The sequence below is a fragment of the Lysinibacillus sphaericus genome, assembly GCF_005217585.1.
Classification (GTDB): Bacteria; Bacillota; Bacilli; order Bacillales_A; family Planococcaceae; genus Lysinibacillus; species Lysinibacillus sphaericus.
The window spans coordinates 1618913-1645060 of the sequence record NZ_SZPT01000002.1 but is presented as its reverse complement, the minus strand read 5'-3'; the positions used below and the strand labels follow the sequence as shown (position 1 = coordinate 1645060).

Genomic DNA, 26148 nt, shown 5'->3' with positions numbered 1-26148 from the left:
CTAGAGTAAACACGCTACCTAGAGAGGGATATAATGAAAAAATATAGAAAGAATGTAGCGCAATTCACAAACTATCGACAGTTGGCACTGCTTAATCCGTTCGATGCAGTAGTATGCTTAAAACAAGCTGATGATGGGGATTTTGAAATCGTTTATTATAACGACAAACTACCATTAGCTATAGCGTTGCAGGATGAGAAAGCAACGACAGCAAAGCAATTTTTTAACAAGCAATGTTGGCAACAATTATGGAAGATAATACAACAGGAATTTAACATTGCTCGTAAGATTGCGCTTTATTCAGAGACTGAGCAAATGCAAAAATCGTTTGCCGTAAGTGTACAGCAAATAGAGCCATCTATAATAGCTGTTATTTTACGTGAGGAACAGCGTGATAGGAAGCCATATTTGCAATTTGTTGAACAACATGTATGTCCAATATTAACGACTGATTTACAAGGTCGTATTGTTCATCAAAATGTTACCGCTACGTCTTTATTGTCGAGAGAACATCACAGCCTTATAGGACTTGATATTTTTTCATTATTAGAGTGTAACTATGTAAACGAAGTCCAATTATTATTTGCTAAAACGATTGAAGGCGCTACTTTGGATATGCCAAAATGTTTATTTAAGGGTAACCTACTAAGTAATGAACCATTTTATTTGCGTACACATCCAACATATTTTAATGGTGAAATAATTGGGGTACATTTTTTCGTTAGAGACGCGAACTTATTTAAGAGTTATCATGATTCCTTTTACTATTTAGCCTTAACGGATGAATTGACTGGTATTTGGAATCGAAAAGCTATTAAAGAGCATTGGCTACAACATTTGAATGATAAGCAAAGTGAACATCAACAAGCAACCATTCTTTTAGTCGATATTGACCGTTTTAAAAAATTTAATGAGTCTCTTGGTGAAAGTAAGGGTGACGAACTTTTGCGAATGTTTTGTCATAGGCTTCGTGAATTTTGTTACGCGCAATGCTCGCTCTATCGCTATAATAGTGATGAATTTATTTTTATTTTAAAAGATGCCACTATAGACAAAATAGAGCAATTGGCGAATGCCATTTTAGATTCGTTAAAACAGCCATTTATGATTGATGATCAGGAGTATTTTATTAGTGTTTCCATTGGTATTTCTTTAAGCCCAGCAGATGGTAAGGATTTGGAGACTCTCGTACGAAAGGCTGATCAAGCTTTATTCTCTGCTAAAGAGCACGGACGTTCACATTACCGCTATTATCGTGAAGATATGACAAATGTTTTTCCAAATGAGGCATTGATGGAAGCACATTTAAGACGGGCCATTGAATTTAATGAACTAAGTATTCATCTACAACCACAGATGAATTTAAACGATAATAGCATTAATAGCTTTGAGGCGTTATTACGATGGAATAATCGGAAATTTGGCTTTGTATCCCCTGCACAGTTTATACCGATTGCTGAAGCAACAGGCTTAATTGTAGAAATTGGTGATTGGATTATTAATGAAGTTTGTCGCTATCAAAAGGAATGGCGTGCCAAGGGCTATCGTCCAGTCAGGATCGCCATCAATATATCGCCCAAACAATTTAGAAAAGAAAACTTTGCTCGTAAAATTAAAGCAACGTTGAAAAAATATAATGTATCGCCACATTTAATTGAAGTGGAAATTACCGAAAGCTCCATGACGAATGTGCATGAAACATTTTCAATTTTAACGGAGTTAAAGCAGCTAGGTGTTTATGTGTCGGTTGATGATTTTGGTACGGGCTATTCTTCACTTAGCTATTTGAAACGTTATCCAATCGATATCATTAAAATTGACCAATCGTTTATTGCGGATATCGAAAAGGATGATAAAAATGAGGCAATTATTAAAGCCATCATTTCGATGTCTCATAATTTAGGGCTTGAAGTAATTGCAGAAGGAATAGAGGAGCCATCACAAGTAGCGTTTTTAAAGCGTCATCGTTGTCAAAAAGGACAAGGGTACTTATATAACAAACCATTACCTGTTGAAACGATTGTGGCCCAATATTTTGTAGGATAATTAAGAAAGTTTTCGCGAAGCAGAGCGTTTATCTGCATGGTAGAAATACTTGAGCGGAGTGGAGAGAAATACCCGCGAAGCAGAGTGATACCCGCGGAGCAGAGTGATACCCGCGAAACGGAGTGAAATACCCGCGAAGCAGAGTGAAATACCCGCGGAGCAAAGTGAAATACCCGCGAAGCAGAGCGAAATATCCGCGAAGCAGAGTGATACCCGCGGAGCAAAGTGAAATACCCGCGGAGCAAAGTGGAATACCCGCGGAGCAGAGTGAAATACCCGCGGAGCAGAGAGATACCCGCGAAGAAAAGTGAAATACCCGCGGAGCAAAGTGAAATATCCGCGGAGCAGAGTGAAATACCCGCGAAGCAGAGCGAAATACCCGCGGAGCGGAGTGAAACAGACAAAAGGCATCAAGAAAATCTTTTTCTTGATGCCTTTACTATTGCTTTTCTAAGCAAATTAACTTATTTCTTTAATCCGTTTAAAACAACTGCTGTAAAATGTGCCATCTGTGCAACTAAATCAAATTCCTCATTATGAATTAACCAATCATAAACATTGGCTCTCATGCAACGCTGTATAATTTGTTGCATTTGTACCGCTTGTAAATCGTTAACAAACTCTCCTTGTTGAATACCCTCTTCAATATAAGTGTTAATAATTTGAAAGATTTTGCGCTGAGGACTAATTAAATAATGATTTTGTTCTACTTGATTCGTCATGGCAGCCGTATACACTGTTCTCAATAAATCTTTGCCAACCACGTTTGTTAAATACAACATTTGCTCCTTATAAAGCAAAAGAATTTTCTCACTTGCTGACAATGATTGATCAATATTTTTTTCGACAGTACTGTAAAAGCTATCAAGCTCCTCAAATTTTTCCAAAATAACATCGTATTTGGATGGGAAATGGGTATAGAAAGTGCCCTTGGAGACTTTACATGCTTTCGTAATTTGTTCAACAGATACATGTTCAAATCCATGTTTATTAAATAAATCTAAAGAAGTTTTCAGTAATTTTTCTCGAGTTTCTAATGCCTTTTTTTGGCGAGTAGTTAACGAATTCATGCCCATCTGCCTCCGTAATTAAAATATCCTATAATAATAATTGCAATATTTATTCAGAAAATAGAAAATTTTTTGATTGACGAGTGATATTATGTTTGTTTATTATTTAAATGACCACAGTCAGTGACCGCGGTCATTAAGAGTATCTCGTTATTAATGTTACGATAAAAACGTAAAGTTGGCTAGTGGATCAGTTAGCTTATTTACGTAATTCATGGGAAATGGGGGAGCTCAAATGAAAGACAAGTTAGGTTTTATCGGCTTAGGCAATATGGGGTTACCAATGTCCATTAATTTACTTCGTGCAGGTTATAAAGTGTATGGCTTTGACACGAATGCGAAAGCAATGGAGCAATTCATTGCAGAAGGTGGTAATGGTTTAGCAACATCGCAAGCCGTTGTAAAGCAAAGCGAAGTAATTATGACCAGCTTGCCAACACCACAAGTTGTTGAACATGTCTACACATCAGAAGATGGGATTTTGCAACATGCTAAGCAAGGAAGTTTACTAATAGACTTTAGCACTGTAAATCCTGAATTAAATGATTCGTTACATAAAAAGGCGCAATCATTAGGGTTACGTTATTTAGGAGCTCCGGTAAGTGGAGGTGTTATTGGTGCTATCAATGCCACGTTAACAATTATGATAGGTGGAGAAGAAAAGGATTATCAAAGTGGCGTTGGAATTTTCGGAATAGTAGGAAAAAATATTTTTCATCTTGGCACATCTCCGAGTGTAGGGACACGTATTAAATTACTGAACAATTTAATGATTGGCTTTTATACGCAAGCTGTTGCAGAAACGATTGTACTTGGAGAAAGTATGGGAGTGGCAGCAGATACGCTCTATGAAGTATTAAGTAATAGTTATGGTCAAAGTCGGATTTATGAGCGAAATTATTTAGAATACATGAAAAATGAAAATTATGAACCTGGCTTTTCTACGAATCTATTACTAAAAGATTTACGATTGGCAAAAAATATGGCTGATGAAGCAGGTGTACCCCTTCTAATTGGTGAACAACTGGTCAATCTTTACAATGATATATCAGCAGAAGGCTTTGGTGAAAACGACATGTCTGCTGCTTATTTAAGTCTTAAAGAAAAGTGCATGATAAAACAAAATTAAAGGAGGAAAACAGTTATGACAACAGCACAACAAGTAAAAACATTAACACATTTTATTGGTGGAGAAATGATAGGGGGAAAAAGTGGTCGTTACGGTTCAGTTTATAATCCTACAACAGGTGATGTTATTGCAAAAGTACCGCTAGCAACAGTAGAAGAGACACGTGAGGCAATTGTCAAAGCACAGGCTGCCTTTCCAAAATGGCGTGATACGTCAGTAGCTAAACGTGCAGAGGTAGTATTAAAATTTCGCAATCTAGTGACAGATAATATGGAAGAATTATTACAAATTATTTGTACGGAAAGTGGTAAAACGATTGATGATGCGAGAGGTGAAATTACACGAGGCTTAGAATCCGTCGATTTAGCAATTGGGGCTCCTCATTTAGTAAAGGGCGAATACTCTGTAAATGTTGGTGGTCAAATTAATGCCTACTCTGCTAAATATCCTCTAGGTGTGGTAGCGGCAATTTCGCCATTTAACTTCCCTATTATGGTGCCATTAGCGCAAACAAGTATGGCGATTGCTGTAGGGAACGCAGTTGTTTTAAAGGCTTCAGAGAGAGTACCAATGACCGCGTTATATGTAAGTGAGTTATGGAAAAAAGCTGGTTTACCAGATGGCATTTGGACAGTCGTAAATGGCGATAAAGATGCGGTTAATGAGCTATTAGAAAACCCAATTGTGCAAGCGATTTCATTTGTAGGTTCTACGCCTGTTGCTAAATATATTTATGAAACTGGCTCAAAATATGGTAAACGTGTCACTGCTTTAGGTGGTGGTAAAAATAATATGGTCGTAATGCCTGATGCAGACCTTGAGCAAGTGGCAAATGCATTTATTGGGGCGGCCTATGGAGCAGCTTCTCAGCGTTGTATGGCCATTTCAACAATCATGCCAGTGGGCGAAGAAACCGCAGATCGTTTAGTAGCCATCTTAAAAGAAAAAATTGCAGCATTAAAAGTAGGGTCTTATTCGGAGAAAGATACTGATTTTGGCCCGGTTATTTCACAGCAATCAAAAGAAGCGATTCTTGCTGCAATTCATAAAGGAGAAGCAGAAGGGGCGACTGTTGTTTGTGATGGACGTGAGCTAGCGATTGTAAACGAATCAAAAGGCTTCTTTGTCGGTCCAACATTATTAGATCATGTAACACCAGGAATGGAAATTTATGAGCAAGAAGTATTTGGTCCTGCTCGCAATGTAGTGCGTGTTGATTCGTTAGAGGAGGCAATACAGCTAATTAACGAGCATGAGCTTGGCAATGGTGTCACAATTTTTACCAATGATGGACTTGCAGCACGTAAATTTACTACAGAAATTGATGTGGGGATGGTAGGGGTGAATGTACCAATTCCTATTCCAGTTGGTTACCATAACTTTGCAGGATTTAAAGGCTCTCGATTTGGAGAAGGGCATATGTTTGGCCCAGATCAGGCACGTTTCTTTACGAAAACAAAAACAATATCAGAGCGTTGGGTGACGAATACTGAAACAGCATCTACATTTGCATTTCCAAGTAATAATGATTAATGACATAGAGAGCCTTAACGTATGTTAAAGACCACAGGCGGACGCTAAAAAAGTAATCGGTGCTAGCTAGCAGATAGTGTCCGTCTGTAGCCTAACATATTGTTTACACTGCTGTGTGTACAGAACGTTTTAAGAAGTAATGGAAGTCAAGTGACTAAGCGCAGAAACGATAGAAATGAAGGTATACAGGCACGCCATATAGCAATATAAGATGTAACTCTATAGCACTTTCTAAAAGATAGGTGGGATGTGGATGTTAGCGTATATTGGGCTTTTTGGAAGTTTAGTACTACTAGTCTATTTAACAATGAGGGGTGTCAATTTACTAATTTCAGCACCATTAACTGCTTTAATTGCAGCTTTAACAAATGGTCTTGCTTTCTTCCCACAAACTGCAAATGACAATCAAGCTAATTTCTTAACAAGTTATATGGATGGATTTACGGGCTTCGTTGGTTCTTGGTATTTAATGTTCATGGCAGGTGCCATTTTTGGCAAGGTAATGGAAGATACAGGTGCTGCTGATAGTGTTTCAAAATGGATTGTTGAAAAAATTGGGGTGAAGTATGCTACATATGCCGTAGTACTGGCAGCAGCTGTACTAACATATGGTGGTGTCTCAGTATTTATCGTAGCCTTCTCTGTTTATCCGATGGCGATTAGTTTATTTAAACAGGCGAATCTTCCAAGACGCTTTATTCCTGCGGCACTTGGTTTAGGTTCTGTAACGTTTACAATGACGTCAGCAGGCTCACCAGAAATCCAAAACTGGATTCCGATTCCCTATTTAGGAACAACGCCATATGCAGGTTGGCAGGTGAGTATTGTCGTTGCATTATTTATGGCGATCGGTGGAGCACTATGGTTGAATTGGATGATTAAACGGGCAGTGAAAAAAGGGGAGTTATTTATCGAACGTTCAACAGATCCTGTCGTTGACGAAACGCGTAAATTACCTAGTCCAATCTTAAGTTTAGTACCATTAGTAGTCGTTTTATTGATTTCGTTTATCTTCCATGACTCTCTTGGCACATCAGCTCTAATTGTTGCATTAACGAGCGGTTGTATTATGGCGTATTTAGTAAGCTATAAATATGCAAAATCAGTTAGTGCAACGTTAGCCGCAGGTGCAATGGGCGCTGTTGTAGCTATTGCAAATACAGCAGCAGTTGTAGGCTTTGGGGGCGTTGTAAAAGCTACACCATCATTTGTAGCAACTGTCGATGTGATGACAAATATCCCTGGCAATCCACTTATAGGGGGAGCTGTTGCAATCGCAGTAATAGCCGGTTTAACAGGTTCAGCTTCAGGTGGTCAAACAATTGCAATGCCACTATTAGCTCCTCACTATATTGATATGGGCGTTAATACGGAAGCATTACACCGCACAATAGCCATTGCATCTGGCTCGCTCGATTCATTACCACATGGTGGTTATGTAGTGACGACAATCAATTCTGTATGTAATGAAAAACATAAGGATGCCTATTTGCCTTTCGGTGCTTTAACCGTTGTTATACCAATTATTGGGACTATCGTGGCGATCGTATTATTCTCACTTGGAATGTAGGAGGGATAGCAACTGATGGAAGGTAAAACAGTATTTATAACGGGCTCTGCTCGTGGAATTGGCCTATCTATTGCTCAAGCATTTGCTGAACAAGGAGCGAATGTTGTTATTTCAGATATAAATGAGCAACGATTAGCTGAGGTGGTAGCACAAAATCCACACTTAACAGCCTATACATGTGATGTCACGGATGAACAAGCTATTAGTGAGGCGATTGCTTTCACTGTTAGTAAATTTAATAGCATTGATATTTTGATTAATAACGCAGGATTTCAACATGTATCTTACATCGAAGATTTCCCCACAGAAGTCTTTGAACAAATGCAAAAAGTAATGCTTGTAGCGCCATTTATTACGATGAAATATGCCTTACCCCATATGAAGAAAAATAAATTTGGTCGCATTCTAAATATGGCATCGATAAACGGTGTTATTGGATTTGCTGGTAAAGCGGGTTACAACGCAGCAAAGCATGGCTTAATAGGATTAACAAAAGTCGCTGCACTTGAAGTAGCCAATGACGGTATTACGGTTAATGCCATCTGTCCAGGATATGTGGATACAGCATTAGTTCGTAATCAATTTACAGATTTAGCAAAGACACGTGGGATTCAAGTAGAAGAAGTGTTGGAACAGGTGCTATATCCACTTGTCCCGCAAAAGCGCTTGCTTGATGTTTCAGAAATTACAGGGCTTGCACTTTATTTAGCAAGTGATGTGGCCAAAGGTTTAACAGGTCAGGCGATTGTATTAGATGGCGGTTATACTGCCCAATAATGGAGGAGCGATGCGTTATGATACAAACAAAAACAACTTTCACAGTAAATTCTCCTGCGACGATTGTTTATGGAAAAGATGCATTTGAAGAAGTAGGCGTATATGCCAAAAAACTAGGTTCGAAGGCACTTATCGTTAGCGATCCAATCATGGATGGATTAGGGTTTGTTAATCAGTGTAAGGCATTATTAACAGCGAATGGTTTGGAAGCGGTTTCATATTTAGGTGTAACAACTGAGCCAGTGGATACGTATGTAGCACAAGGTCTTAGTATTTTGCAAACAGAACAGTGTGATCTTATCATTTCTGTTGGGGGTGGAAGTTGTATCGATACAGCCAAAGCAATTGCTGTTGTAGCAACAAATGGTGGTTATATCGGCGATTATATGAAACTAGCGAAAATCGCCGAGCAATCACCTATCCCGCATATAGCTGTTCCAACAACAGCAGGCACAGGCTCTGAAGCAACAGATGCTACAGTGATTACCAACACGACGAATGATGTGAAAATGATGATAAAACAACCAGCTTTTATGCCACCAATTGCCATTGTCGATCCGATGCTAACGGTAACCTCTCCACCAGCCATTACAGCGGCGACGGGTATTGATGCATTAAGCCACGCAATTGAAAGTTATTTGTCTCGTTTAGCACATCCTTATTCGAATGTGCTTGCGTTGTCAGCGATGGACTTAATTATTCATAATATTTTGAAGGTCTACGAGCAAGGGGACGATATTGATGCGCGAGAGGCGATGTCTTTAGGCTCAATGCAGGCAGGACTATCGTTTTCCAATGCATCAGTTGCTTTAGTACATGGGATGTCACGTCCTATCGGTGCACTTTTTCATGTGCCTCATGGTATTTCCAATGCGATGTTACTACCAGCGGTATTAGAATTTACCAAGGATGCATGCGTGGAGCGCCTAGCAGATATAGGAAAATTTTTCAACGCAAAAGGACAGTATAGTACCCAAGAGGAACTAGCGACTTTAGCTATCGACTCAATAAAAGAATTATGTAAAAAGATGAATATTGGCAATTTACAGCAATGGGGTATTGAGGAGGATGCATTTTATGCGGCAATTCCGAAAATGGCAATCGATGCAATGGCAAGTGGTAGTCCTGCCAATAACCCTAAAGTGCCAACACAGGATGAGTTAATGGAGCTGTACAAGGTTGCTTATCATTATGAGTTTTAAATAGTATGAGACAGAGTGCCTTCCATTAAGCAAAAGAGGAAGGCGCTTTTTGATTAGTTGAAGCTTTCATTTGCTACTTGTAGTGTTCTTAAAATTTCTTAGATAATATATATCATTAAAGAATATAATTATATAAATTATACTTACCAATAGTAAAACGATTGACGGCGAATGATTATGTGGATGTATTTTCAGAAGAATTAGAAAGTATTACCGTATTACAGATAGACTGTAGGAGTTAGAAACAATATTAAACTATTTTGAAGAAATTAAGGGGGTGGATTAGTCGTGGATAATCAGAAGATAAATGACTATATACGTCAACTGGAAAATGAGTTAGAGCCATTACCAAAAAAAGATAGAGATCATCATATCATGGAAGTAAAAGATCATTTATTGCAGTCCGTAACGAATGGCAAATCAGTGGACGAGGTATTAAAAAGCTTTCTTTTACCTAACGAATTAGCTAAGGAAATTAAAGCTGAGTATCAATACTTGTATAGTGCACCTTCTGCTGAAAATCTGCCTCCTATCAAACAAAAGAGTAGCAAAAAGATATGGATTATATTGTCTGTTTTAGTAGTGGTCATTATTTTCCCTGTTTTTTTAGCGATTGCTGTATTTATAGCAAATGTATCAGATAAACCTACTGACACAAATGGAATTGTTGAGTATGAAGAAATCAGAAATTAATAAATAAAAACGAATTATTTAACATTGGGGAATGCTAAATAATTCGTTTTTATTTGTCTTGAGTTTGTTGTTTGAACGATTCGATTACATGGAAAAATCATAATAACACTAAAATGACCAAGAGCGTCAAGTTAGTCTTTTTGTTTTCATAGGTTGATATTCTAAAAAATACAGATATCCACAAATAGTAGAATTAATATGACATTTACGAGAAAATATAGTAAAATAAAATGAATGGTTATTCATTTTTCTTAAAGGGGGAAGTACGATGTTGCAGGGGAAAACGATTATTATTACAGGTGGTTCAAGTGGTATGGGGCTTTATATGGCGAAGCAATTCGTTGCTGAAGGAGCAAACGTTGTAATTGTAGGGCGTAACGAAGAGCGATTAGCGGAGGCAAAAGAGTTTATATTAGCAGCAGGCAATACAATCGAAACATTCCAGATGGATGTTCGTATACCAGAACAGGCGCAGGCAATGGTGGCGTTTGCAGTTGAAAAATTTGGTCGAGTGGATGGACTTGTCAATAATGCTGCTGGTAATTTTATTGTGCGTGCAGAAGATTTGTCGCCAAATGGTTGGAAAGCAGTTGTGGATATCGTTTTAAATGGTACGTTTTATTGTTCTTCTGCTGTCGGTAAATATTGGATTGACCAAAAAATTAACGGATCGATTATTAATATGGTGGCGACCTATGCTTGGAATGCAGGTGCTGGTGTAATACATTCGGCGGCTGCAAAAGCTGGTGTATTATCAATGACAAGAACGTTAGCTGTTGAATGGGGCAAACGTTATGGTATACGTGTTAATGCCATTGCGCCAGGGCCAATTGAACGAACGGGCGGAGCAGCAAAACTTTGGGAATCAGAAGCAGCAGCAGCTCGTACACTTGATGCTGTACCACTTGGACGCATCGGTACACCAGAAGAAATAGCGGATTTAGCAACTTTTATGATGTCGGATAAAGCCAGCTATATGAATGGTGAATGTGTCACTTTAGATGGAGGACAGTGGTTAAATCAGTATCCTTTTTAGCATTATCTAGGCTGTCAATGTAGTTAAGTGACTTTTTCCTTGTTGAAATTCATTGCATAATGAGGAGCGGTGTTGATACATACTAAGGGCAAAGAAAGGAGTTTTGCCTATGAGTATGTGGTTGATACCGTCTCTTATTGCAATCACAATCATTTCGGTTATTTCATTTGTTTCGACTATGAAAATTGCCAAAATGACGTCAGAGCGGAAATCAGAAAAGGATACACCGATTTCAGAAACAGTCGAAGAATATGCAACGATGCTAAATCCAATTGTTTGGGTGTACATCATCTTTTTACTTTTTTTAGGAATAATGATTTTTTACTACTGGACTAAGACAGGGTATTAATCAGATTTCAACGAAGTATCACATTTGCTTTGGTTTATGTGATACTTCGTTTTGACATTTGTAAAGATTATGTTCCCACAAACTTTAAATATTATAAGAAAATTTTTTGTTATTGTGTTGTCGTTTTTACAAAGCTATTAAATACTCCTTCCTCCTCGACGAAGGGATTATGACTACTTTCTTCAAAGATTGTTAAGTAAGCATTTGGTATAAGAGAGGCAATTTCTTCAGAAAAAACTAAAGGGCATTGCGTGTCATATTTGCCACAATAAATATAAGTAGGCAATTTTATTGTTTTTAAACTTTCAGTGAGATCAAAGTTCTTTAGTTCAGTAGATATAAAGTAATCTAATCTTTTGTTTACTACCTTTCCGCTATTAGGTCTTGCCATGATTTTGTCATAGTGTTCTTTTTTATAAATGGACATGAGGTTCCATTCTTTATTTAAAGCTCTTCTTTCTTCAAGACTTTTTGTCGGATCTTTAAGCAGTTTTAAAATTTCTAATAGCCTCGAATTATTCTGATTACTTTTACAGTAAATGCTATCAGGATGCGACATATAATGCGAAGATGCGGATAAACCACCTATTATTATTTTTTTCAAAGAATTAGGATGCATCAATGCATAATTTAACCCCAGCATGCCACCTGTAGAGTGTCCAGCAAAACTCCATTGTGCAAAGCCTAATGCACTTCTAATAGCTTCTAAATCTTGGACACTATTTTTAAAACTGAAATCATCGTGTACTGTTGAATCACTTGAGTTTCCACAGCCCCTTAAGTTTATTAAATAGACTGTATAGTGTGTAGTAAAAGGTGCAGCGAAAATATTGCCATTACTATTAAACGCTGTATATTGATGTGTTATACAGAGTGGCTCACCTTTTCCCATTTTAAAATACTCGAAGTTTCCGCGAGGAGTTTCAACCATATTTTGCGTCCACATAAAATACCTCCAATGTTTTTTATTTCATTATAGCAATACAAAAATGTGAAAAATTAGTTTTTACAACTGTGCAAAGATTTTATAGTCGGTCTTTTGCATTAACTTTAGAAAAACGGGGAAAATAAATTGATATTTCATATTGTCTAAAACAGAAATATCCATAATATACATTGTTTATGAAAAACTCTTCTTGACCTTGTCGTGGTCATAGTCGGAAACATTGTGATATGATAAAAGAGAAGGATCCTGTTCTGCAAAGCAAGGACAGAAAAGGAGAAGAAGTTCATGATTTCAACTAACAGCAAAGACTTATTAGCAATGCCAATTAGTGATTTTATTATTTCATCCGAAAAGGTTGCACATGTACAAAGTGGTAATAGTGCCGAGCATGCACTGCTTGTACTGACACGTACAGGGTACTCGTCCATACCTGTATTAGATTTGAAATATCGCCTTCAAGGTTTATTGAGTATGAAAATGATTACAGAATCTATTCTAGGTCTCGAACATATTGAATATGAAAAATTACCAAATATTAAAGTAGATACAATAATGGAAAAAGATATAGCCGTTTTAAAGATGACGGATACTTTCCAACGAGCTTTAGATTTGGTTATTAACCATGCGTTTTTATGTGTAATAGATGAAGATGGTACATTTGCAGGGATTTTAACAAGACGCGTTATTTTAAAACAGTTGAAAAAATATATCTATCAAAAAGAGAAGTAGTGTAAGAGGGGACTCAGGTGCAACATCTTGAGGTCCCCCTTTACTTGTATTGGAGGTTTAGGTGATTGATGGCAACAGAGGCAGAAATTTTGAAAGTTTTAGCTGAGGAACGCAATATGCGTAAAGCAGCGGAGCGGTTGTTTTTATCGCAACCTGCACTTTCACAACGGTTGCAATCGATTGAAAAAGATTGGGGTGCACAGCTGTTTATTCGTTCGCAAAAGGGGCTTACAGCAACCCCAGCAGGAGAACACGTTATAGCGTATGCAACAGATATGCTTGCTAAAAAAGAAGAAATCTTTGAAATGATTCAATCGTTAACAACAAAAGTAAATGGGACATTGAAAATTGCTTGTGCTTCCATTGTCGGGCAAAACTGGCTTCCTAAAATAATAAAAGATTTTGTAACAAAATATCCAGAAGCTAAAATATCACTTATGACTGGTTGGAGCTCGGAAATTGTCAAAGCTTTATATGAGGGCGAGGCCCATATTGGCATTGTGCGTGGGCAGGTTGATTGGAAAGGTGAAAAGATTCATCTTTTCCGCGATACGTTGTACTTAGTAGATCGGGAGTTAAAAACGATTGAAGATGTGCTGACAACTGATCGCCCATTTATTCAATTTAAAAGTGATTCCAATTACTATCAGGAAATACAGCAATGGTGGCAACAGCATTTTGCTTCAAATCCTAGAAGACAAATTTTAGTAGACCAAATTGAAATATGTAAGCAAATGGCATTAAATGGCATAGGTTATGCCATACTACCGTCCATCACGCTAAATGAGCATGATGGGGTTAATAAAATTGCGCTCACTAACAATGAAAAAGAATTTGGTTTAACACGAGATACATGGTTAATAGGCTATGAGTCTTCCTTTGAATTACGCCAAGTAGAAGCATTTGTAGAGGTTGTACAAGATCATGCCCGATGCCTGTTTGACTATACAAATTAAATATTTTCATGCTAAAGTGGCTTCGGATTAAAGAGTAAAGTGTTAGATTGATCGCATTCATTCTAACACTTTTTCGTATTGTCCATGCTGTCCCGCAGGTCGCATCTTCGCTACCATTAATTAAATTGTTTGAGTGCCTGGCACCTCCCTAAATCTTAAGAGTTTATGAATATTCATGAAGATATCATAAGAAATGGAACAAAATGCACAAAAAAACGTATAATTATGTAATCATCTAAAAGCAAAGGAAAAGGGGTTGAGTTTTTGAAGAAATTAAATATTACCGCACTAATAGTTTTATTAATGCTTGTTATGAGCTATGCTCTGCCTATTTCTGAGGCGAGCGCCGCACCTACTTTAGAGGTACAAGCTAAAACAGGAATTGCAGGAAAGGCAAAATATCAATCAGTTACGCCTTTGCAAGTAACTGTAAAAAATAACGGGCCTGATTTTTCTGGAGATATGGCGATCAATGCCTTTAATTCTTATCAAGCAGCTTCAGCACTAGTTGTGCCAATAGATATAGCAGCAGGTGAGGAAAAAACAGTTACACTTTATTTGGACGGTTTAGCTGATTATGGGTATTCCGATGGCGATGTTTTTGCCTTTTATGAGGGCAACATTGAAAAAGGAAAAAAAGTTGCTTATAAAGGAACAAAGCGGTTACAGGCGAATTTTTTAGAGGCCAATTCAACATTTATTTATACGTTAACAGATAAAAGCGACCGTTTGACTGCCTATTTAAAGTTACCGCAACTTTTTCCATCCAATAGTGTAGAAGTATTTAACTTAAATCAATTAAAAGACTACACATTACCTGATGTTGCACAAGGCTATGCAATGGCGGATATCATTGCAGTAGATGAGGTTGCCATAGCTGATTTAACGCAAAAACAGCAGGAAGCATTATTAAGATGGGTGCAAGATGGTGGTACATTATTGCTTGGCAGCTCTGAGCAAATCAATGCAACTGCAGGTATTTTTAAAGAATATTTGCCACTTACATTATCCCAACAAACGACGACTGTTTCAGCAGATAGCTTAACGAAATTATCGGGAGGCGGTATTTTCACGCAGGCAATTTCGGTCTATACAGCAACGGAAAATGAAGGCAGTATCCCTGTTTTAAAAGACAATACTAATATTCTAGCTGCTAAGAAAAAGGTTGGTAGTGGAGAAATTGTCCAAACAACTTTTTCATTAGGAGACCAGCCATTAGCATCTATGGACGGCTATGCGGCATTAACAGCGAAAATGTTCGACATTCAAACTATGTCTCAGCAAACAGTGATGCAAGGTCAATCTACAATGGATCAGCTTTCTAGCGAGTTAGGTAGTATTAACGAATTATTCCCATCATTCGAAGTGTCCGTTAGCTATATGCTTATCGTCATTATTCTTTATATTTTAGTAATTGGTCCAATCCTTTACTTTGTATTAAAGAGAATGGATAAACGAGAGCATGCATGGTGGGTTATTCCTACGATTTCAGTGGTACTGTCGATTGTCCTATTTGTTTTTGGCGCAAAAGATCGTATTGTGCAGCCACAAGTACAACAATCCGCATTCTTTAAAGTAAATGAAGATAGCAGCGTGAATGGTTATTATGTAGAATCGATTTTAACAAATCGCAGTGGTGATTTTGTTGTGAATGCTGATAAAGATACGACTGCAGTAGCTTTCCGCAATAATTATAATCTTACAGGTTCAGTAGGCGCGTTACATGAATCGTCGTATATTAAGGAACACGCCAATGGATCCGCATTAACATTGCGCGATTTAAGTTATTGGTCTGTCCAATCTTTTGGGGGGAAAACAGCTGCTCAAAAGATAGGTAAAATGGATATTGATATTACATTGAAAAATGAAAAATTGTCTGGGACAGTTAAAAATAACTTCCCGTTTGCATTAAAGGATGTCACGGTTATTTCGGGTACAAAAGAAGTGAAGCTTGGTGATATTGAACCAAATGCTACACTGAAGGTGGACAAAGAGCTGAAAACAACAGTTCTTCAAAAACCAACACACTTTAATAATTATAATTATAACTATCTAAAGTCGAAGGAAGAGGTTGACCCATTACGCATTGAGCGCATGAAGTCTCAAGCCCTTCTATTACTAGAAAGTGAGAAACAACCTGTCATTACAGCTTGGGCAGAGCAAGCAATTGTAGGTGTAGAACTTGAAACAAGTGTCAACATGTCACCTATTTCTTATTTCGTACAGCCATTCGATGGAAAAGTTGAAATGTCAGGTCCATTTACGTTAAAACGTAATAACTTTTCATATAATTTGAGCGCACAATCGCCAAATGCCGTTTTCGATAAAATGGATGAGCAATTAAATACTTGGTACATGTCAGAAGGTTTATATGAATTGTCGATAGAGATGCCAGACCATTTTATGGACTTTGTTCAAACCCTAGATGAACTTACAATTTCGAATAAAGATGTTCAACGAATGCAGTTATCCATTTGGAATAACAAAACGGGCGACTATGAACCGTTAGTTGATACGAAGCAAGTGTTTACAAATGATATTACGCAATACTTCAATGATAAGGGTAAGCTGCTGTTGGAGATTAAATTTGGACCAGATCAAACAGGCGAGCAGACAAAATTACCTGAAATAGAGCTGAAAGGAGTGGCGAAGTAATGATAGAGATTCGTGATTTAACGAAAAAATACGGCGCTTTCACAGCACTAGATCATTTAAATCTATCACTGGAGGAAGGTGTAGTATTTGGCTTTGTAGGGGCTAATGGTGCCGGAAAATCGACAACGTTTTCGATTTTAGCTACATTGCTATCCCCAACTTCAGGCGATGCATTGATCAATGGAAAAAGTGTGATTAAGGAACCGAAAGAAGTTCGGAAACAAATAGGCTATATGCCAGATTTCTTTGGTGTGTACGATCAACTTAAAGTAGATGAGTATTTAGACTTTTATGGGGCGAGTTATGGCATTGGCGCGCAGGAGCGTAAAGTTCTTATACCGCAGTTATTAGAGTTAGTTAATTTAACGAATAAACGTTTTGAATATGTTGATTTACTATCGCGTGGGATGAAGCAACGCCTTTGTTTAGCACGAGCTCTGATTCATGATCCAAAGGTCTTAATATTGGATGAACCTGCTTCAGGCCTAGATCCACGCGCACGAGTAGAGATGCGAGATATTTTAAGAAATTTAAAATCCATGGGGAAAACTATTTTAATCTCCTCGCATATTTTGCCAGAGCTAGCGGAAATGTGTGATGAAATCGGCGTTATTGATAATGGTAAATTGATTGCACATGGCAATGTTGCTTCCATTCAAGCTCAGCTACAAGGTGAAAAGCGAATCGTTATCAAAGTATCAGATTGTTTACAAGAGGTACGCGCATTTTTAGAGGAAGATCCATTAATTTCTTCAATAGATGTTATGGACAATCGTTTAGAAATTGCTTTTAACTATCGCGGCACAGATCAGGAACAAATAGTATTACTGAAAAAAGCGATGCTTGCAGATTTACCAATTTATGCATTAAGCGAGGAAGAAAAAGATTTAGAAGACGTCTTTATGGCGATTACGAAGGGAGCGGACAGTCAATGATGGAAAGGTTTTATAATCCAGTCCTTGTAAAAGAATTGAAGTTACGCTTCCGTTCTTTTAAAAGTTTTTCTGGTTTAATGTTTTATCTAGCGGTGATTTGTATTTTTATTGCAGGTTTCTTACTGCTGACAACAGAATTTACGGGCAAAGGGTTTTTTAGACCTGATACAAGTTTTATGATGTTTGCCGTACTAACAATATTGCAAATGGCACTCGTTCTTTTCATTACACCGAGTTTAACTGCTGGGGCAATTAGTAGTGAACGAGAAAAACAAACGTTAAATATTTTATTAACAACAACACAAAGCTCGACACAAATTATTATTGGTAAATTATTATCTTCGGTAGCATTTTTAGTATTGATGTTAGTCGCAGGGCTACCATTGTATAGTTTAGTCTTTCTATTTGGTGGGGTGTCCCCTTCCCAACTAATTTCAATCTTTTTATTTTACCTATTAACAGTTGTTGCAATCGGTAGCGTTGGGGTTATGTTTTCAACTATTACGAAGAAAACGATTGTTGCTATGATTGCTACGTATGGCTCCATCATTTTCTTAGGGGGAATTACAGCATTTTTCTTCTTCCTATCAATGGCATTCCATCAAATGGGCAATACGATTGCTACAAGCTCATCCTTTATGACGTACTTCTGGGCTTCGATTAATCCAGGTGCATTAATGCTTACGCTTATTTCGCCCTCTATGGGAGATGCGTTAGCAGAGCTAAGTGGCATTGATATACCGGTATGGATAACCTACTTACTAATTTATGTTTTGATTATTGTGTTAAGTTTAACGATTGCGATTAAGAAATTACGTGCCAATATGAAAAGTAATCGATGAGGAGGAAACAGCATGGAGCGTCGGAAGCAATTACGAAAATATATTCAGCGTGCACAACACAGTTTAACTTTTGAGAGAAGCCTACCTATTGCACAATACGGGTTGTTTTTAGCATTGCTTTCGAGTGCTTCACTTGTCCTCGTATCAAGATTATTTGTTTGGCCTTATTATCGTCAAATTGCTGTTGTTGTCTTTATACTTGGCCTATTTGCAACAATTGTTATGATGTGGTGGCGACGTGTCAAAGAAAAGGAAGCATTGTATGCACTTGACTATTATTTTTCACATAATGAACTTGTAACGGCACTGTCTTTTAAAAACGACGATGACCCACTGATCCAATCTTTACTTGCAAAGGCGATTCAAAAGTCAGAACTAGCATTTGCTCAGTTTAAAGCAAGAAAGAAAAATTTGTTTCGACCTAAAGCATTTATTGGCCTCTTTGCCACAGCTATTGTTTTAGCAATACTTTATATGTTCCCAGCGGCAACGCAAATTGAAGCGATTGAAGTGGAAAAAGAAAAGGCTGTGATTGAGGACATAAAAAAAGAAGTGGCGAAGTTAGAAAAAAAAGCTGAGACAAAAGAAGTGAAAGAGCAGCTAAAAGAATTACAAAATACGTTAAAAGAAACGCAAACAGCGGAAGAAGCATTACGAGAAGTCGTGAAAAAGCAGAAGGAATTAGCTTTAAAAGAACAGCAATTAAAAGATAAGCAGACAGCGAATAAAGATGGTGCTGGCGATAATAAAGCTTTATCACAAGAGGAACTCGAACAGTTGAAAGAGCTTGCCCAAATGCAGCAACAGCTTACACAAAGTGCAAATACAACGCAAACAGCGATGAGCAACTTAGGGAAACCAGCTAGTAATACATTGCAAAATGCCATTGCTAGTGCAAACAGCACAAATAATAATCAGCAAAACAGTGCAAATTCGAATCAACACTCTTCCGGTAACGCACAACCTAGTAGTCAACAAGGTCAAAATAATTCCCAGCAAGCAACAAGTAATGGCCAGTCACAAGGAAAGCAACCAAGCCAAGGCCAAGGACAGGGTCAAGGCCAAGGACAGGGTCAAGGACAAGGACAGGGTCAAGGACAGGGGCAAGGTCAAGGTCAAGGTCAAGGTCAAGGAAGTGGTTCAGGTCTAGGAAAGGGTGCGGGGAGTGGTCAAGGAAGCCGAGATTTATTGACTACACCAAGGCTTGGCGGTTCTAGCGAAACGACTGTCGATAGTGGGCAATTAGGAGACGGTTCGCATGTTTCCGAGCAACAAGGTAATGGACCGATTACAAAAGGTACCATTAGACCGTATGATGAAGTGATTGGCTCCTATAAAGATAGCTATTTAGAAAGCTCACAGCGTTTACAATTGCCGAAGGATTTACAAAATGTCGTGCAATCTTATTTCACGACAATTGAGTCGCAGTAGGAGGAGAAAAAAATGGCATTTACAGAACAACAGTATGTCGAAACGGGTACGAAATTACAACAAGTAAAAGATGAAATTCATCGCTTTATTGTTGGACAAGAGGAAGCAATTGATTACACATTATATGCAGTCCTTGCAGATGGCCATGCACTGTTAGAGGGGCTTCCTGGTTTAGGGAAAACGATGCTTATTCGGACTATCTCTGAAGTGCTAGATTTATCGTTCTCACGTATTCAATTTACCCCAGATTTAATGCCTGCTGATATTACAGGAACAAGTATGATTGAGCGAACAGCAGATGGGAGACAGCAGTTTACATTCCAGCCAGGACCAATTTTTAGTCAAATGGTTTTAGCCGATGAAATTAACCGTGCTACACCTAAAACTCAAAGTGCGTTGCTTGAAGCGATGGGGGAAAAAACGGTAACGATTTTAGGAGATACGAAGAAAATGGCAAAACCATTTTTCGTCTTGGCAACACAAAACCCAATTGAAATGGAGGGTACATATCCTTTACCAGAAGCGCAAATGGACCGTTTCCTGTGCAAAATTCTCGTCCCATATCCAGAGAAAAAAGAACTAATGGAAATTATGAAACGTACTACAGGTGCGCACGAAGTTAGCTTGCAAAAAGTGTTGGATACTGATGAACTAATTTTGGCACAACAAATGGTGAAGGAAGTACTAATTGCCGATGAGATGCTTGAGTTTGCAGCAGACCTTGTAGTGGCAACACATCCTGAAAAAGAAGATGCTATAGATGAAGTAAAGCGCTATGTCATGTATGGTAGCGGTCCACGTGGCTTACAAAGCTTAATTAAATTGGCAAAAGCTAGAGCACTAATGAGTGGACGTTTTCATGTATCTGTTGGCGATATTAAGTCAGTGGCGAAACCCGTCTTACGTCACCGAATGCTGCTGAATTATGAAGGGGAGGCTTCAGGTAAGACAGCAGATGATGTGATAGACGTTATTTTAGAGAAAGTCCAACAAGGCGTAAGTCGATGACAAAAAATATTTTGCCCGAGGATTGGTTAGCGAAAATAAGTCGTTTCCAAGTGGCGACTGCCTCCAAATTGCGTGGCCAGCATAAAGGCTCGCATCGTTCGCAGCGCTTCGGGGCATCCCTCGATTTCTCTGATTTTCGCGAATATCATTTAGGTGATGATGTGCGACAAGTAGATTGGAACGTCTATGCGAGAACCGATAAATATTTTATTAAACGTTTTTTAGATGAACAAGAAATGCGAGTGCATATTTTATTGGATGCAACAAAATCAATGGGTGAGCAAGTCAAATGGACATTTGCTCGGCAAATTGTTGCATCACTTGGTTTAATGGTACTTGGTCGTGATGATCGCTTATCATTTTCTTATGTGCAAGATGACGTGAAACCTCCATTTCGTCGTAAAGGGGCTATGTACCGTCGCGCATTTTTGCAAGTTGTTACAGATATAGAAGAAGCCAACTATACAGCAAGCTTTTCTCAAGGGGCATTAAAGGCTATACCAAAAGATAGCACAGTATTATTTATCGTAACAGATGGGCTTGAATCGATCGAGGAATGGGAACAGTTATTGAAAAGATTGCCTCGTTTTGCAGGAGATGTCCGCATTATACAAGTTGTCACAGAAGAAGAACTTCATCCGCAATATGCGGGAGATGTTCGTTTAGTGGATAGTGAAACAGGGCGTGATGTCAATGTCACGATGTCATCAAAAGTACTAGATACGTATGACACAAGGCGTCGCCTCCATGAAGAAGAGTTTGAAGCTATTTGCCGTCGCTTTGGTGTGCGTAAACTGCAGCTTAAGGTAGAAGACGGTTTGCAACATGCAATCTTTCAACAATTACTAAAAGCACATTGGATTAGGTGAGGTGAGCCGTTATGGGCTTTAGTCAAATTATTTTTAGCTGGACGGCCATCTTCCCGGTCATTGTCCTGCTCTATTATTTCTTCCGAAAAAAATATACCGATCAACCAGTGTCCTCAACACTTTTTTGGTCTGAAATTATGCAAGAAACAAGAGTTTCTCCATATTTAAAGCATTTACAAAAAAATGCATTACTGTATTTGCAATTGCTGGCATTACTTTTACTAGTGTTAACACTCATCAATCCTTATATGAAAAAAAGTACGATTGTGGGTGCACAGACGATTTTTATCGTGGATACATCAGCTACAATGTTAGCAGGGAAAGAGCAATCTACATTTGATGCTCATAAAAAAGAAATGCAATCATTGGTAGAACAGCTGGACGGACGACCTGTTACATTAATTACGACTGGCAATGCTCCACAAGCAGTGTTACAGCAAGAAACAAATGTAAAAACGATTGAAAAAACCATACAAGATTTACATGTAACATATGAAACTGCCCAAATGAATAAAGCGCTTGATGTGGCACAAGCTTTTGTTGGTGATAGTCAAACGTCAATTTATGTTTTCACAGATGCACTTGATAAAAAGCAATTACCGATGGAAAAGGAATCTGTGAAATGGCTTGTACACGGTTCTGCAAAAGATTTAACGAATGTTGCTATTACGCGCTTTGCTGCGACGACAGATGGTAAATCTACGATGGCGTTAGTGCAGCTCCAAAATGATACCGATAAAGAGCAAAAGCTAACACTTACACTACAAAATAGTAAAGGTGATGTACTAGTAGACGAACCTATTTCTTTGGCAGCAAACGAAGCAGTGTCTAAATCATTTAAAGATTTACCATTAATGGATACGGTGACAGCTAAAATTGATGTAAAAGATGATTATGCGATTGATAATATCCAATCAGTCGTGTTACAAACGGCTACAGCGAATATTGTAGTCGATCAAAACATGCATCAGCTTATTCAAAAAGGGTTTCAAGCTATTAATGACAACGTAAAAATTGTACCGCCCTTGCAGCTTGCGGATAATCAAGGAGCTACCATTGTAACGAATCAAACATCATTACTTCAAAAGACGGAGAGACCCATTGTATTATTTGGGCGGGATGATATTGAAAAAGTAGACGTTAATGGTGAAGTAAAAACAACGAGCGATGCTTTATTTGCATTTAGTGAGTTAAATGATATTTATGTCAGTGCTTTATATCCTCCATTCGATGATTATAAAACAATCGCCACAGTTGGAGAAAAACCATTTATCCAACGAACACCTGAAGGGGATATTATCGTCCTTGCTGATATTGCAGATACAGATTGGCCACTCTATCCATCGTTTCCTTTATTTTTATGGAGTGTGGAACAGCAATTATCTGAATCGGTAGGTTCCCTTGGGATTTTTGCACCAAATGAGCAACGTTCAGTCGCGTTATCACAGGGTGATTGGAGTGTTTATTCTCAGGATGATGAATTTTTATCGACTATTACGAATGGCTTACTAACTGCTCCAATGAAGCCAGGTATGTATACAGCTCGCTCAAACAGTGAGGAAAAGCGTCTTATCGTGCAACTACAAGCACAGGAACGTGTAATAGAAGAAGGAACAAGCTATACGCTTGGAGAGCTTCAGCAAAATGGCAAGGAAGAAGTGTCGAAAGCTTCGTTTGTACCTTGGCTAATACTCATTATTTTAAGTTTGCTTGTCGCAGAGTGGGAGGTGCAACGACGTCGTGGATTTACGAATTGATATGCCATTAGCGTTATTGTTATTACTGCCATTGTTTATGTATTTTGGATGGACTTATTGGCGCGAGCGCATGCTCTTGAAAAAAAGTCATCTAGTTGTACTGGGCATTCGAGTAATAGCCATTGTCTGTTTAGTTTTTGCATTGGCAGCACCTTATCTGTTATTGCCAGTAAAGGACGAGCAAGTATTATATTTAGTTGACCGCTCTGCTTCGATGTATCGTACAGAGGCAGAAATCGTTAGTTTTATAGAGGAAAGTTTGAAATCGAAAAAGGAAGATCAACTTGCAGGGATTTACTCATTTTCATCAACTCTCCAAACGGAAGCGATTTTATCAAAATCCTTAAAAGATGTTCCGAAATTTACTGAGGTTAAAGGAACAGACCAAACAAATATAGAACAAAGTCTTCAGCTTGCAACAGGTATTGTTGATCCGAAAAAGGCGACTAGACTTGTATTACTAACAGATGCCAATGAAACACAAGGCAATGCGTTAGAATTTGCCACGAAGCTAAAAGGCTCCAATATTAGTGTAGATGTCGTGCCGTTTCATCAAAATGTGACGAATGATGTGTCACTGAAAAGCTTTGTGACACCACAAATAGCTTACGTAGGTGAACAGCAACAGCTTGTGACGGAAGTCAATGCCACAGCGGCAGGGCAAGGTGAATTATTGCTGTACGAAAATGACAAACTGATTCATCGTGAGTCGGTGGAGCTTGCTCAAGGTTCCAGTGTTTTTACTTATAAACATACGGCAACTGCAGAGGGGCTTGTGAAATATGAGGCGCTCATGCAAGTTGGACAGGATGCCATTTTTGAAAATAATAAATTAACAAGTGTGACGATGGTACAAAGCGAGCCACATTTACTGATTGTCAATGGCTACGATACGGCATCACCAATTGCTGCAGCTCTAGGATCAAATTCAATTTCCTATGATGTTGTGGATGCAGCAAGCTTACCAAATGAACTGTCTAGTTATTTGCAATATAACGCGATTATTTTTGATAATGTTCCTGGACACTTAGTTGGAGAGGCGAAGATGAGCGTTATTGAACAGGCAGTGAAAAACTTTGGTGTTGGCTTTACAATGGTCGGCGGTGAAAATAGCTTCGGCTTGGGTGGTTATTTTAAAACACCAATTGAAACATTACTACCTGTTGAGATGGAGATAAAAGGCAAAGAACAATTGCCATCTTTAGGGCTCGTCATTGTACTTGACCGTTCAGGAAGTATGTATGGCTCAAAACTAGAGCTTGCGAAAGAAGCGGCGGCTCGATCTGTTGAAATGTTACGAGATGAAGATACGCTAGGATTTATCGCCTTTGATGATCGCCCTTGGGAAATCATCGAAACTGGACCATTAGGCAATAAAGAAGAAGCCGTCGATACGATTTTATCGGTTACGCCTGGTGGCGGTACAGAAATTTATCGTTCATTGGCAGCAGCCTATGATAGTTTAGCTGATTTAAAATTGCAAAGGAAACATATTATTTTACTTACAGATGGACAATCACAAGCTGGCAATTATGAGGATTTAATTGAAACGGGGAAAGAACAAGGAGTGACACTGTCAACTGTGGCGATTGGACAAGATGCTGATGGCAATCTTCTGCAAGGGCTAAGTGAAATGGGCAGTGGTCGCTTCTATGATGTCATCGATGAACAGACAATTCCTTCGATTTTATCACGTGAGACAGCGATGATTTCACGTACGTATATTGAAGACAATCCTTTCTATCCAACAATCTACAATGCATCTGGCTGGAATGCATTATTTGCGAATGGTGTGCCACAAATGAATGCCTACATTGGCACAACAGCGAAGCAGGGAGCTGCTGTTATAGCAGAAAGTGAGAAAGAAGATCCGGTATTAGCACAATGGCAATATGGACTTGGTAAAACTTTTGCTTTCACATCCGATTCAACGGGGAAATGGGCTGGTGACTGGGCAAGATGGCAGGAATGGGGAACATTTTGGCAAACCATTATATCGCAAATGCTACCAAGTTATAATGATGTCGCCTATGATGTACGTCTTGATACAGATGGTTCATTTATTATCACCGATCCGACAAATGAAGCAGCATTTTTAGATATTGTTGCTGTCGATGAAGCTGGTGAGGAGCTTGATATACAGCTGGAAACGCTATCTGCCTCGCAAGTACGCGCGGTTGTCCAAGCGAAGCCTGGTTTGATTTTCTTCCGCATCGCTGATGAAGAGCAGGCTATTTACCAAGCAGGTCTTAGTGTACCTTACAGTGCTGAATATGAATTACGTCCTGTGAATGAAACCGTTGTAGAGCAACTAACAAAGCAAACTGGCGGCTCAGTATTGAAAGAACCACAAGAAGTGTTCCGTGATTTCACAAACAAAGGAGCAGAGCGCCAAAATATTGCGACATGGCTACTCTTAGCAGGGATGTTGCTATTCTTCTTGGATATTACGATTCGACGCTTTGGTTGGCGCTTTATAACAAGTCGCAGGCACAATGAAAAGCCTGTAGACGAAACAGCCGTGCAGGTGGAAAACACCAATGTTGCGCAGTTATTAAAAGGCATGAAAAAACGCTCATAATAAAAAGATGGCACATTGCGAAAAAAGCATGTGC

21 protein-coding genes are annotated in these 26148 nt (G+C 38.5%); 19 read left to right on the top strand and 2 right to left on the bottom strand.

Translation table 11 applies throughout. The features are described 5' to 3' along the window. The first annotated feature begins 33 nt into the window (after nucleotides 1-33). On the top strand, nucleotides 34-2046 hold the full coding sequence (locus tag FC748_RS13430) for an EAL domain-containing protein (protein WP_108029460.1): 2013 nt from the start codon (nucleotides 34-36) through the stop codon (nucleotides 2044-2046). A 464-nt stretch (nucleotides 2047-2510) separates the two neighbouring features. Here FC748_RS13430 and FC748_RS13425 read toward each other — a convergent pair whose 3' ends face one another. After that, nucleotides 2511-3116, bottom strand: coding sequence for a TetR/AcrR family transcriptional regulator (locus FC748_RS13425; RefSeq protein ID WP_024362250.1), 606 nt, complete (start codon nucleotides 3114-3116; stop codon nucleotides 2511-2513). A gap of 235 nt (nucleotides 3117-3351) precedes the next feature. Here FC748_RS13425 and FC748_RS13420 point away from each other — a divergent pair, with 235 nt between their 5' ends. The 8 genes from FC748_RS13420 to FC748_RS13385 all read left to right on the top strand — a co-directional run bounded on the left by FC748_RS13420 (nucleotide 3352) and on the right by FC748_RS13385 (nucleotide 11405). Further along, entirely contained in the window at nucleotides 3352-4245 is an 894-nt protein-coding gene (locus FC748_RS13420; RefSeq protein ID WP_108029461.1) for an NAD(P)-dependent oxidoreductase, read from the top strand. Between the two features lie 15 nt (nucleotides 4246-4260). Further along, on the top strand, nucleotides 4261-5778 hold the full coding sequence (locus FC748_RS13415; RefSeq protein WP_108029462.1) for a CoA-acylating methylmalonate-semialdehyde dehydrogenase: 1518 nt from the start codon (nucleotides 4261-4263) through the stop codon (nucleotides 5776-5778). 253 nt (nucleotides 5779-6031) lie between these two features. Beyond that, nucleotides 6032-7348: a GntP family permease gene (locus FC748_RS13410; protein ID WP_108029463.1), complete on the top strand. Its 1317-nt coding sequence runs from the start codon at nucleotides 6032-6034 to the stop codon at nucleotides 7346-7348. A gap of 15 nt (nucleotides 7349-7363) precedes the next feature. Further along, complete coding sequence (locus FC748_RS13405) at nucleotides 7364-8125, top strand: 3-hydroxybutyrate dehydrogenase (protein WP_029747191.1); 762 nt, start codon at nucleotides 7364-7366, stop codon at nucleotides 8123-8125. A gap of 17 nt (nucleotides 8126-8142) precedes the next feature. After that, nucleotides 8143-9327, top strand: a complete 1185-nt coding sequence (locus FC748_RS13400; protein WP_024362245.1) for an iron-containing alcohol dehydrogenase — start codon at nucleotides 8143-8145, stop codon at nucleotides 9325-9327. A gap of 288 nt (nucleotides 9328-9615) precedes the next feature. Next, entirely contained in the window at nucleotides 9616-10020 is a 405-nt protein-coding gene (locus FC748_RS13395) for a DUF1700 domain-containing protein (RefSeq protein ID WP_108029464.1), read from the top strand. A 268-nt stretch (nucleotides 10021-10288) separates the two neighbouring features. Further along, nucleotides 10289-11056, top strand: coding sequence for a 2,4-dienoyl-CoA reductase (gene fadH / locus FC748_RS13390; protein ID WP_025218714.1), 768 nt, complete (start codon nucleotides 10289-10291; stop codon nucleotides 11054-11056). Between the two features lie 109 nt (nucleotides 11057-11165). Further along, nucleotides 11166-11405, top strand: a complete 240-nt coding sequence (locus FC748_RS13385; protein WP_024362241.1) for a hypothetical protein — start codon at nucleotides 11166-11168, stop codon at nucleotides 11403-11405. A 109-nt stretch (nucleotides 11406-11514) separates the two neighbouring features. On the opposite strand, the gene FC748_RS13380 is transcribed toward FC748_RS13385, so the two are convergent. Further along, nucleotides 11515-12351, bottom strand: coding sequence for an alpha/beta fold hydrolase (locus tag FC748_RS13380; RefSeq protein ID WP_108029465.1), 837 nt, complete (start codon nucleotides 12349-12351; stop codon nucleotides 11515-11517). Nucleotides 12352-12636: 285 nt separating this feature from the next. Between FC748_RS13380 and cbpB the strand changes: the two genes are divergently transcribed. The 10 genes from cbpB (at nucleotide 12637) to FC748_RS13330 (ending at nucleotide 26114) form a co-directional block, all read left to right on the top strand. Then, entirely contained in the window at nucleotides 12637-13080 is a 444-nt protein-coding gene (gene cbpB / locus FC748_RS13375) for a cyclic-di-AMP-binding protein CbpB (protein WP_024362239.1), read from the top strand. Between the two features lie 68 nt (nucleotides 13081-13148). Continuing rightward, complete coding sequence (locus FC748_RS13370; RefSeq protein ID WP_024362238.1) at nucleotides 13149-14036, top strand: transcriptional regulator CcpC; 888 nt, start codon at nucleotides 13149-13151, stop codon at nucleotides 14034-14036. A gap of 264 nt (nucleotides 14037-14300) precedes the next feature. Beyond that, nucleotides 14301-16691, top strand: coding sequence for a DUF8725 domain-containing protein (locus tag FC748_RS13365; protein WP_108029466.1), 2391 nt, complete (start codon nucleotides 14301-14303; stop codon nucleotides 16689-16691). Then, complete coding sequence (locus tag FC748_RS13360) at nucleotides 16691-17626, top strand: ABC transporter ATP-binding protein (RefSeq protein WP_024362236.1); 936 nt, start codon at nucleotides 16691-16693, stop codon at nucleotides 17624-17626. Before FC748_RS13365 ends, FC748_RS13360 begins: the two co-directional genes overlap by 1 nt. Continuing rightward, entirely contained in the window at nucleotides 17623-18468 is an 846-nt protein-coding gene (locus FC748_RS13355) for an ABC transporter permease (RefSeq protein WP_024362235.1), read from the top strand. The genes FC748_RS13360 and FC748_RS13355 overlap by 4 nt, the downstream gene beginning before the upstream one ends. 12 nt (nucleotides 18469-18480) lie before the next feature. Next, nucleotides 18481-19899, top strand: a complete 1419-nt coding sequence (locus tag FC748_RS13350; RefSeq protein ID WP_108029467.1) for a DUF8809 domain-containing protein — start codon at nucleotides 18481-18483, stop codon at nucleotides 19897-19899. 12 nt (nucleotides 19900-19911) lie between these two features. Beyond that, entirely contained in the window at nucleotides 19912-20907 is a 996-nt protein-coding gene (locus FC748_RS13345; protein WP_025218719.1) for an AAA family ATPase, read from the top strand. Beyond that, a complete protein-coding gene (locus FC748_RS13340) occupies nucleotides 20904-21776 on the top strand; it encodes a DUF58 domain-containing protein (protein WP_107897558.1) in 873 nt (290 codons plus the stop codon). Before FC748_RS13345 ends, FC748_RS13340 begins: the two co-directional genes overlap by 4 nt. A gap of 11 nt (nucleotides 21777-21787) precedes the next feature. Next, the gene (locus FC748_RS13335) at nucleotides 21788-23533 is read left to right on the top strand and encodes a vWA domain-containing protein (RefSeq protein WP_108029468.1); all 1746 of its coding nucleotides are present in this window, start codon (nucleotides 21788-21790) and stop codon (nucleotides 23531-23533) included. Next, nucleotides 23517-26114 (top strand): VWA domain-containing protein, encoded by a 2598-nt coding sequence (locus tag FC748_RS13330; RefSeq protein WP_108029469.1) that lies wholly within the window; start codon nucleotides 23517-23519, stop codon nucleotides 26112-26114. Before FC748_RS13335 ends, FC748_RS13330 begins: the two co-directional genes overlap by 17 nt. Nucleotides 26115-26148: the final 34 nt, after the last annotated feature.

Excerpts from the sequence above, each read along its gene's own strand:
- FC748_RS13405 (WP_029747191.1), top strand. The coding sequence starts at position 7,364 with ATGGAAGGTAAAACAGTATTTATAACGGGCTCTGCTCGTGGAATTGGC.
- FC748_RS13360 (WP_024362236.1), top strand. The coding sequence starts at position 16,691 with ATGATAGAGATTCGTGATTTAACGAAAAAATACGGCGCTTTCACAGCA.
- FC748_RS13425 (WP_024362250.1), bottom strand. The coding sequence starts at position 3,116 with ATGAATTCGTTAACTACTCGCCAAAAAAAGGCATTAGAAACTCGAGAA.
- FC748_RS13340 (WP_107897558.1), top strand. The coding sequence starts at position 20,904 with ATGACAAAAAATATTTTGCCCGAGGATTGGTTAGCGAAAATAAGTCGT.
- FC748_RS13415 (WP_108029462.1), top strand. The coding sequence starts at position 4,261 with ATGACAACAGCACAACAAGTAAAAACATTAACACATTTTATTGGTGGA.
- FC748_RS13430 (WP_108029460.1), top strand. The coding sequence starts at position 34 with ATGAAAAAATATAGAAAGAATGTAGCGCAATTCACAAACTATCGACAG.
- FC748_RS13335 (WP_108029468.1), top strand. The coding sequence starts at position 21,788 with ATGGGCTTTAGTCAAATTATTTTTAGCTGGACGGCCATCTTCCCGGTC.
- FC748_RS13370 (WP_024362238.1), top strand. The coding sequence starts at position 13,149 with ATGGCAACAGAGGCAGAAATTTTGAAAGTTTTAGCTGAGGAACGCAAT.
- FC748_RS13345 (WP_025218719.1), top strand. The coding sequence starts at position 19,912 with ATGGCATTTACAGAACAACAGTATGTCGAAACGGGTACGAAATTACAA.
- FC748_RS13385 (WP_024362241.1), top strand. The coding sequence starts at position 11,166 with ATGAGTATGTGGTTGATACCGTCTCTTATTGCAATCACAATCATTTCG.
- FC748_RS13355 (WP_024362235.1), top strand. The coding sequence starts at position 17,623 with ATGATGGAAAGGTTTTATAATCCAGTCCTTGTAAAAGAATTGAAGTTA.
- FC748_RS13350 (WP_108029467.1), top strand. The coding sequence starts at position 18,481 with ATGGAGCGTCGGAAGCAATTACGAAAATATATTCAGCGTGCACAACAC.
- fadH (WP_025218714.1), top strand. The coding sequence starts at position 10,289 with ATGTTGCAGGGGAAAACGATTATTATTACAGGTGGTTCAAGTGGTATG.
- cbpB (WP_024362239.1), top strand. The coding sequence starts at position 12,637 with ATGATTTCAACTAACAGCAAAGACTTATTAGCAATGCCAATTAGTGAT.
- FC748_RS13420 (WP_108029461.1), top strand. The coding sequence starts at position 3,352 with ATGAAAGACAAGTTAGGTTTTATCGGCTTAGGCAATATGGGGTTACCA.
- FC748_RS13400 (WP_024362245.1), top strand. The coding sequence starts at position 8,143 with ATGATACAAACAAAAACAACTTTCACAGTAAATTCTCCTGCGACGATT.
- FC748_RS13410 (WP_108029463.1), top strand. The coding sequence starts at position 6,032 with ATGTTAGCGTATATTGGGCTTTTTGGAAGTTTAGTACTACTAGTCTAT.
- FC748_RS13380 (WP_108029465.1), bottom strand. The coding sequence starts at position 12,351 with ATGTGGACGCAAAATATGGTTGAAACTCCTCGCGGAAACTTCGAGTAT.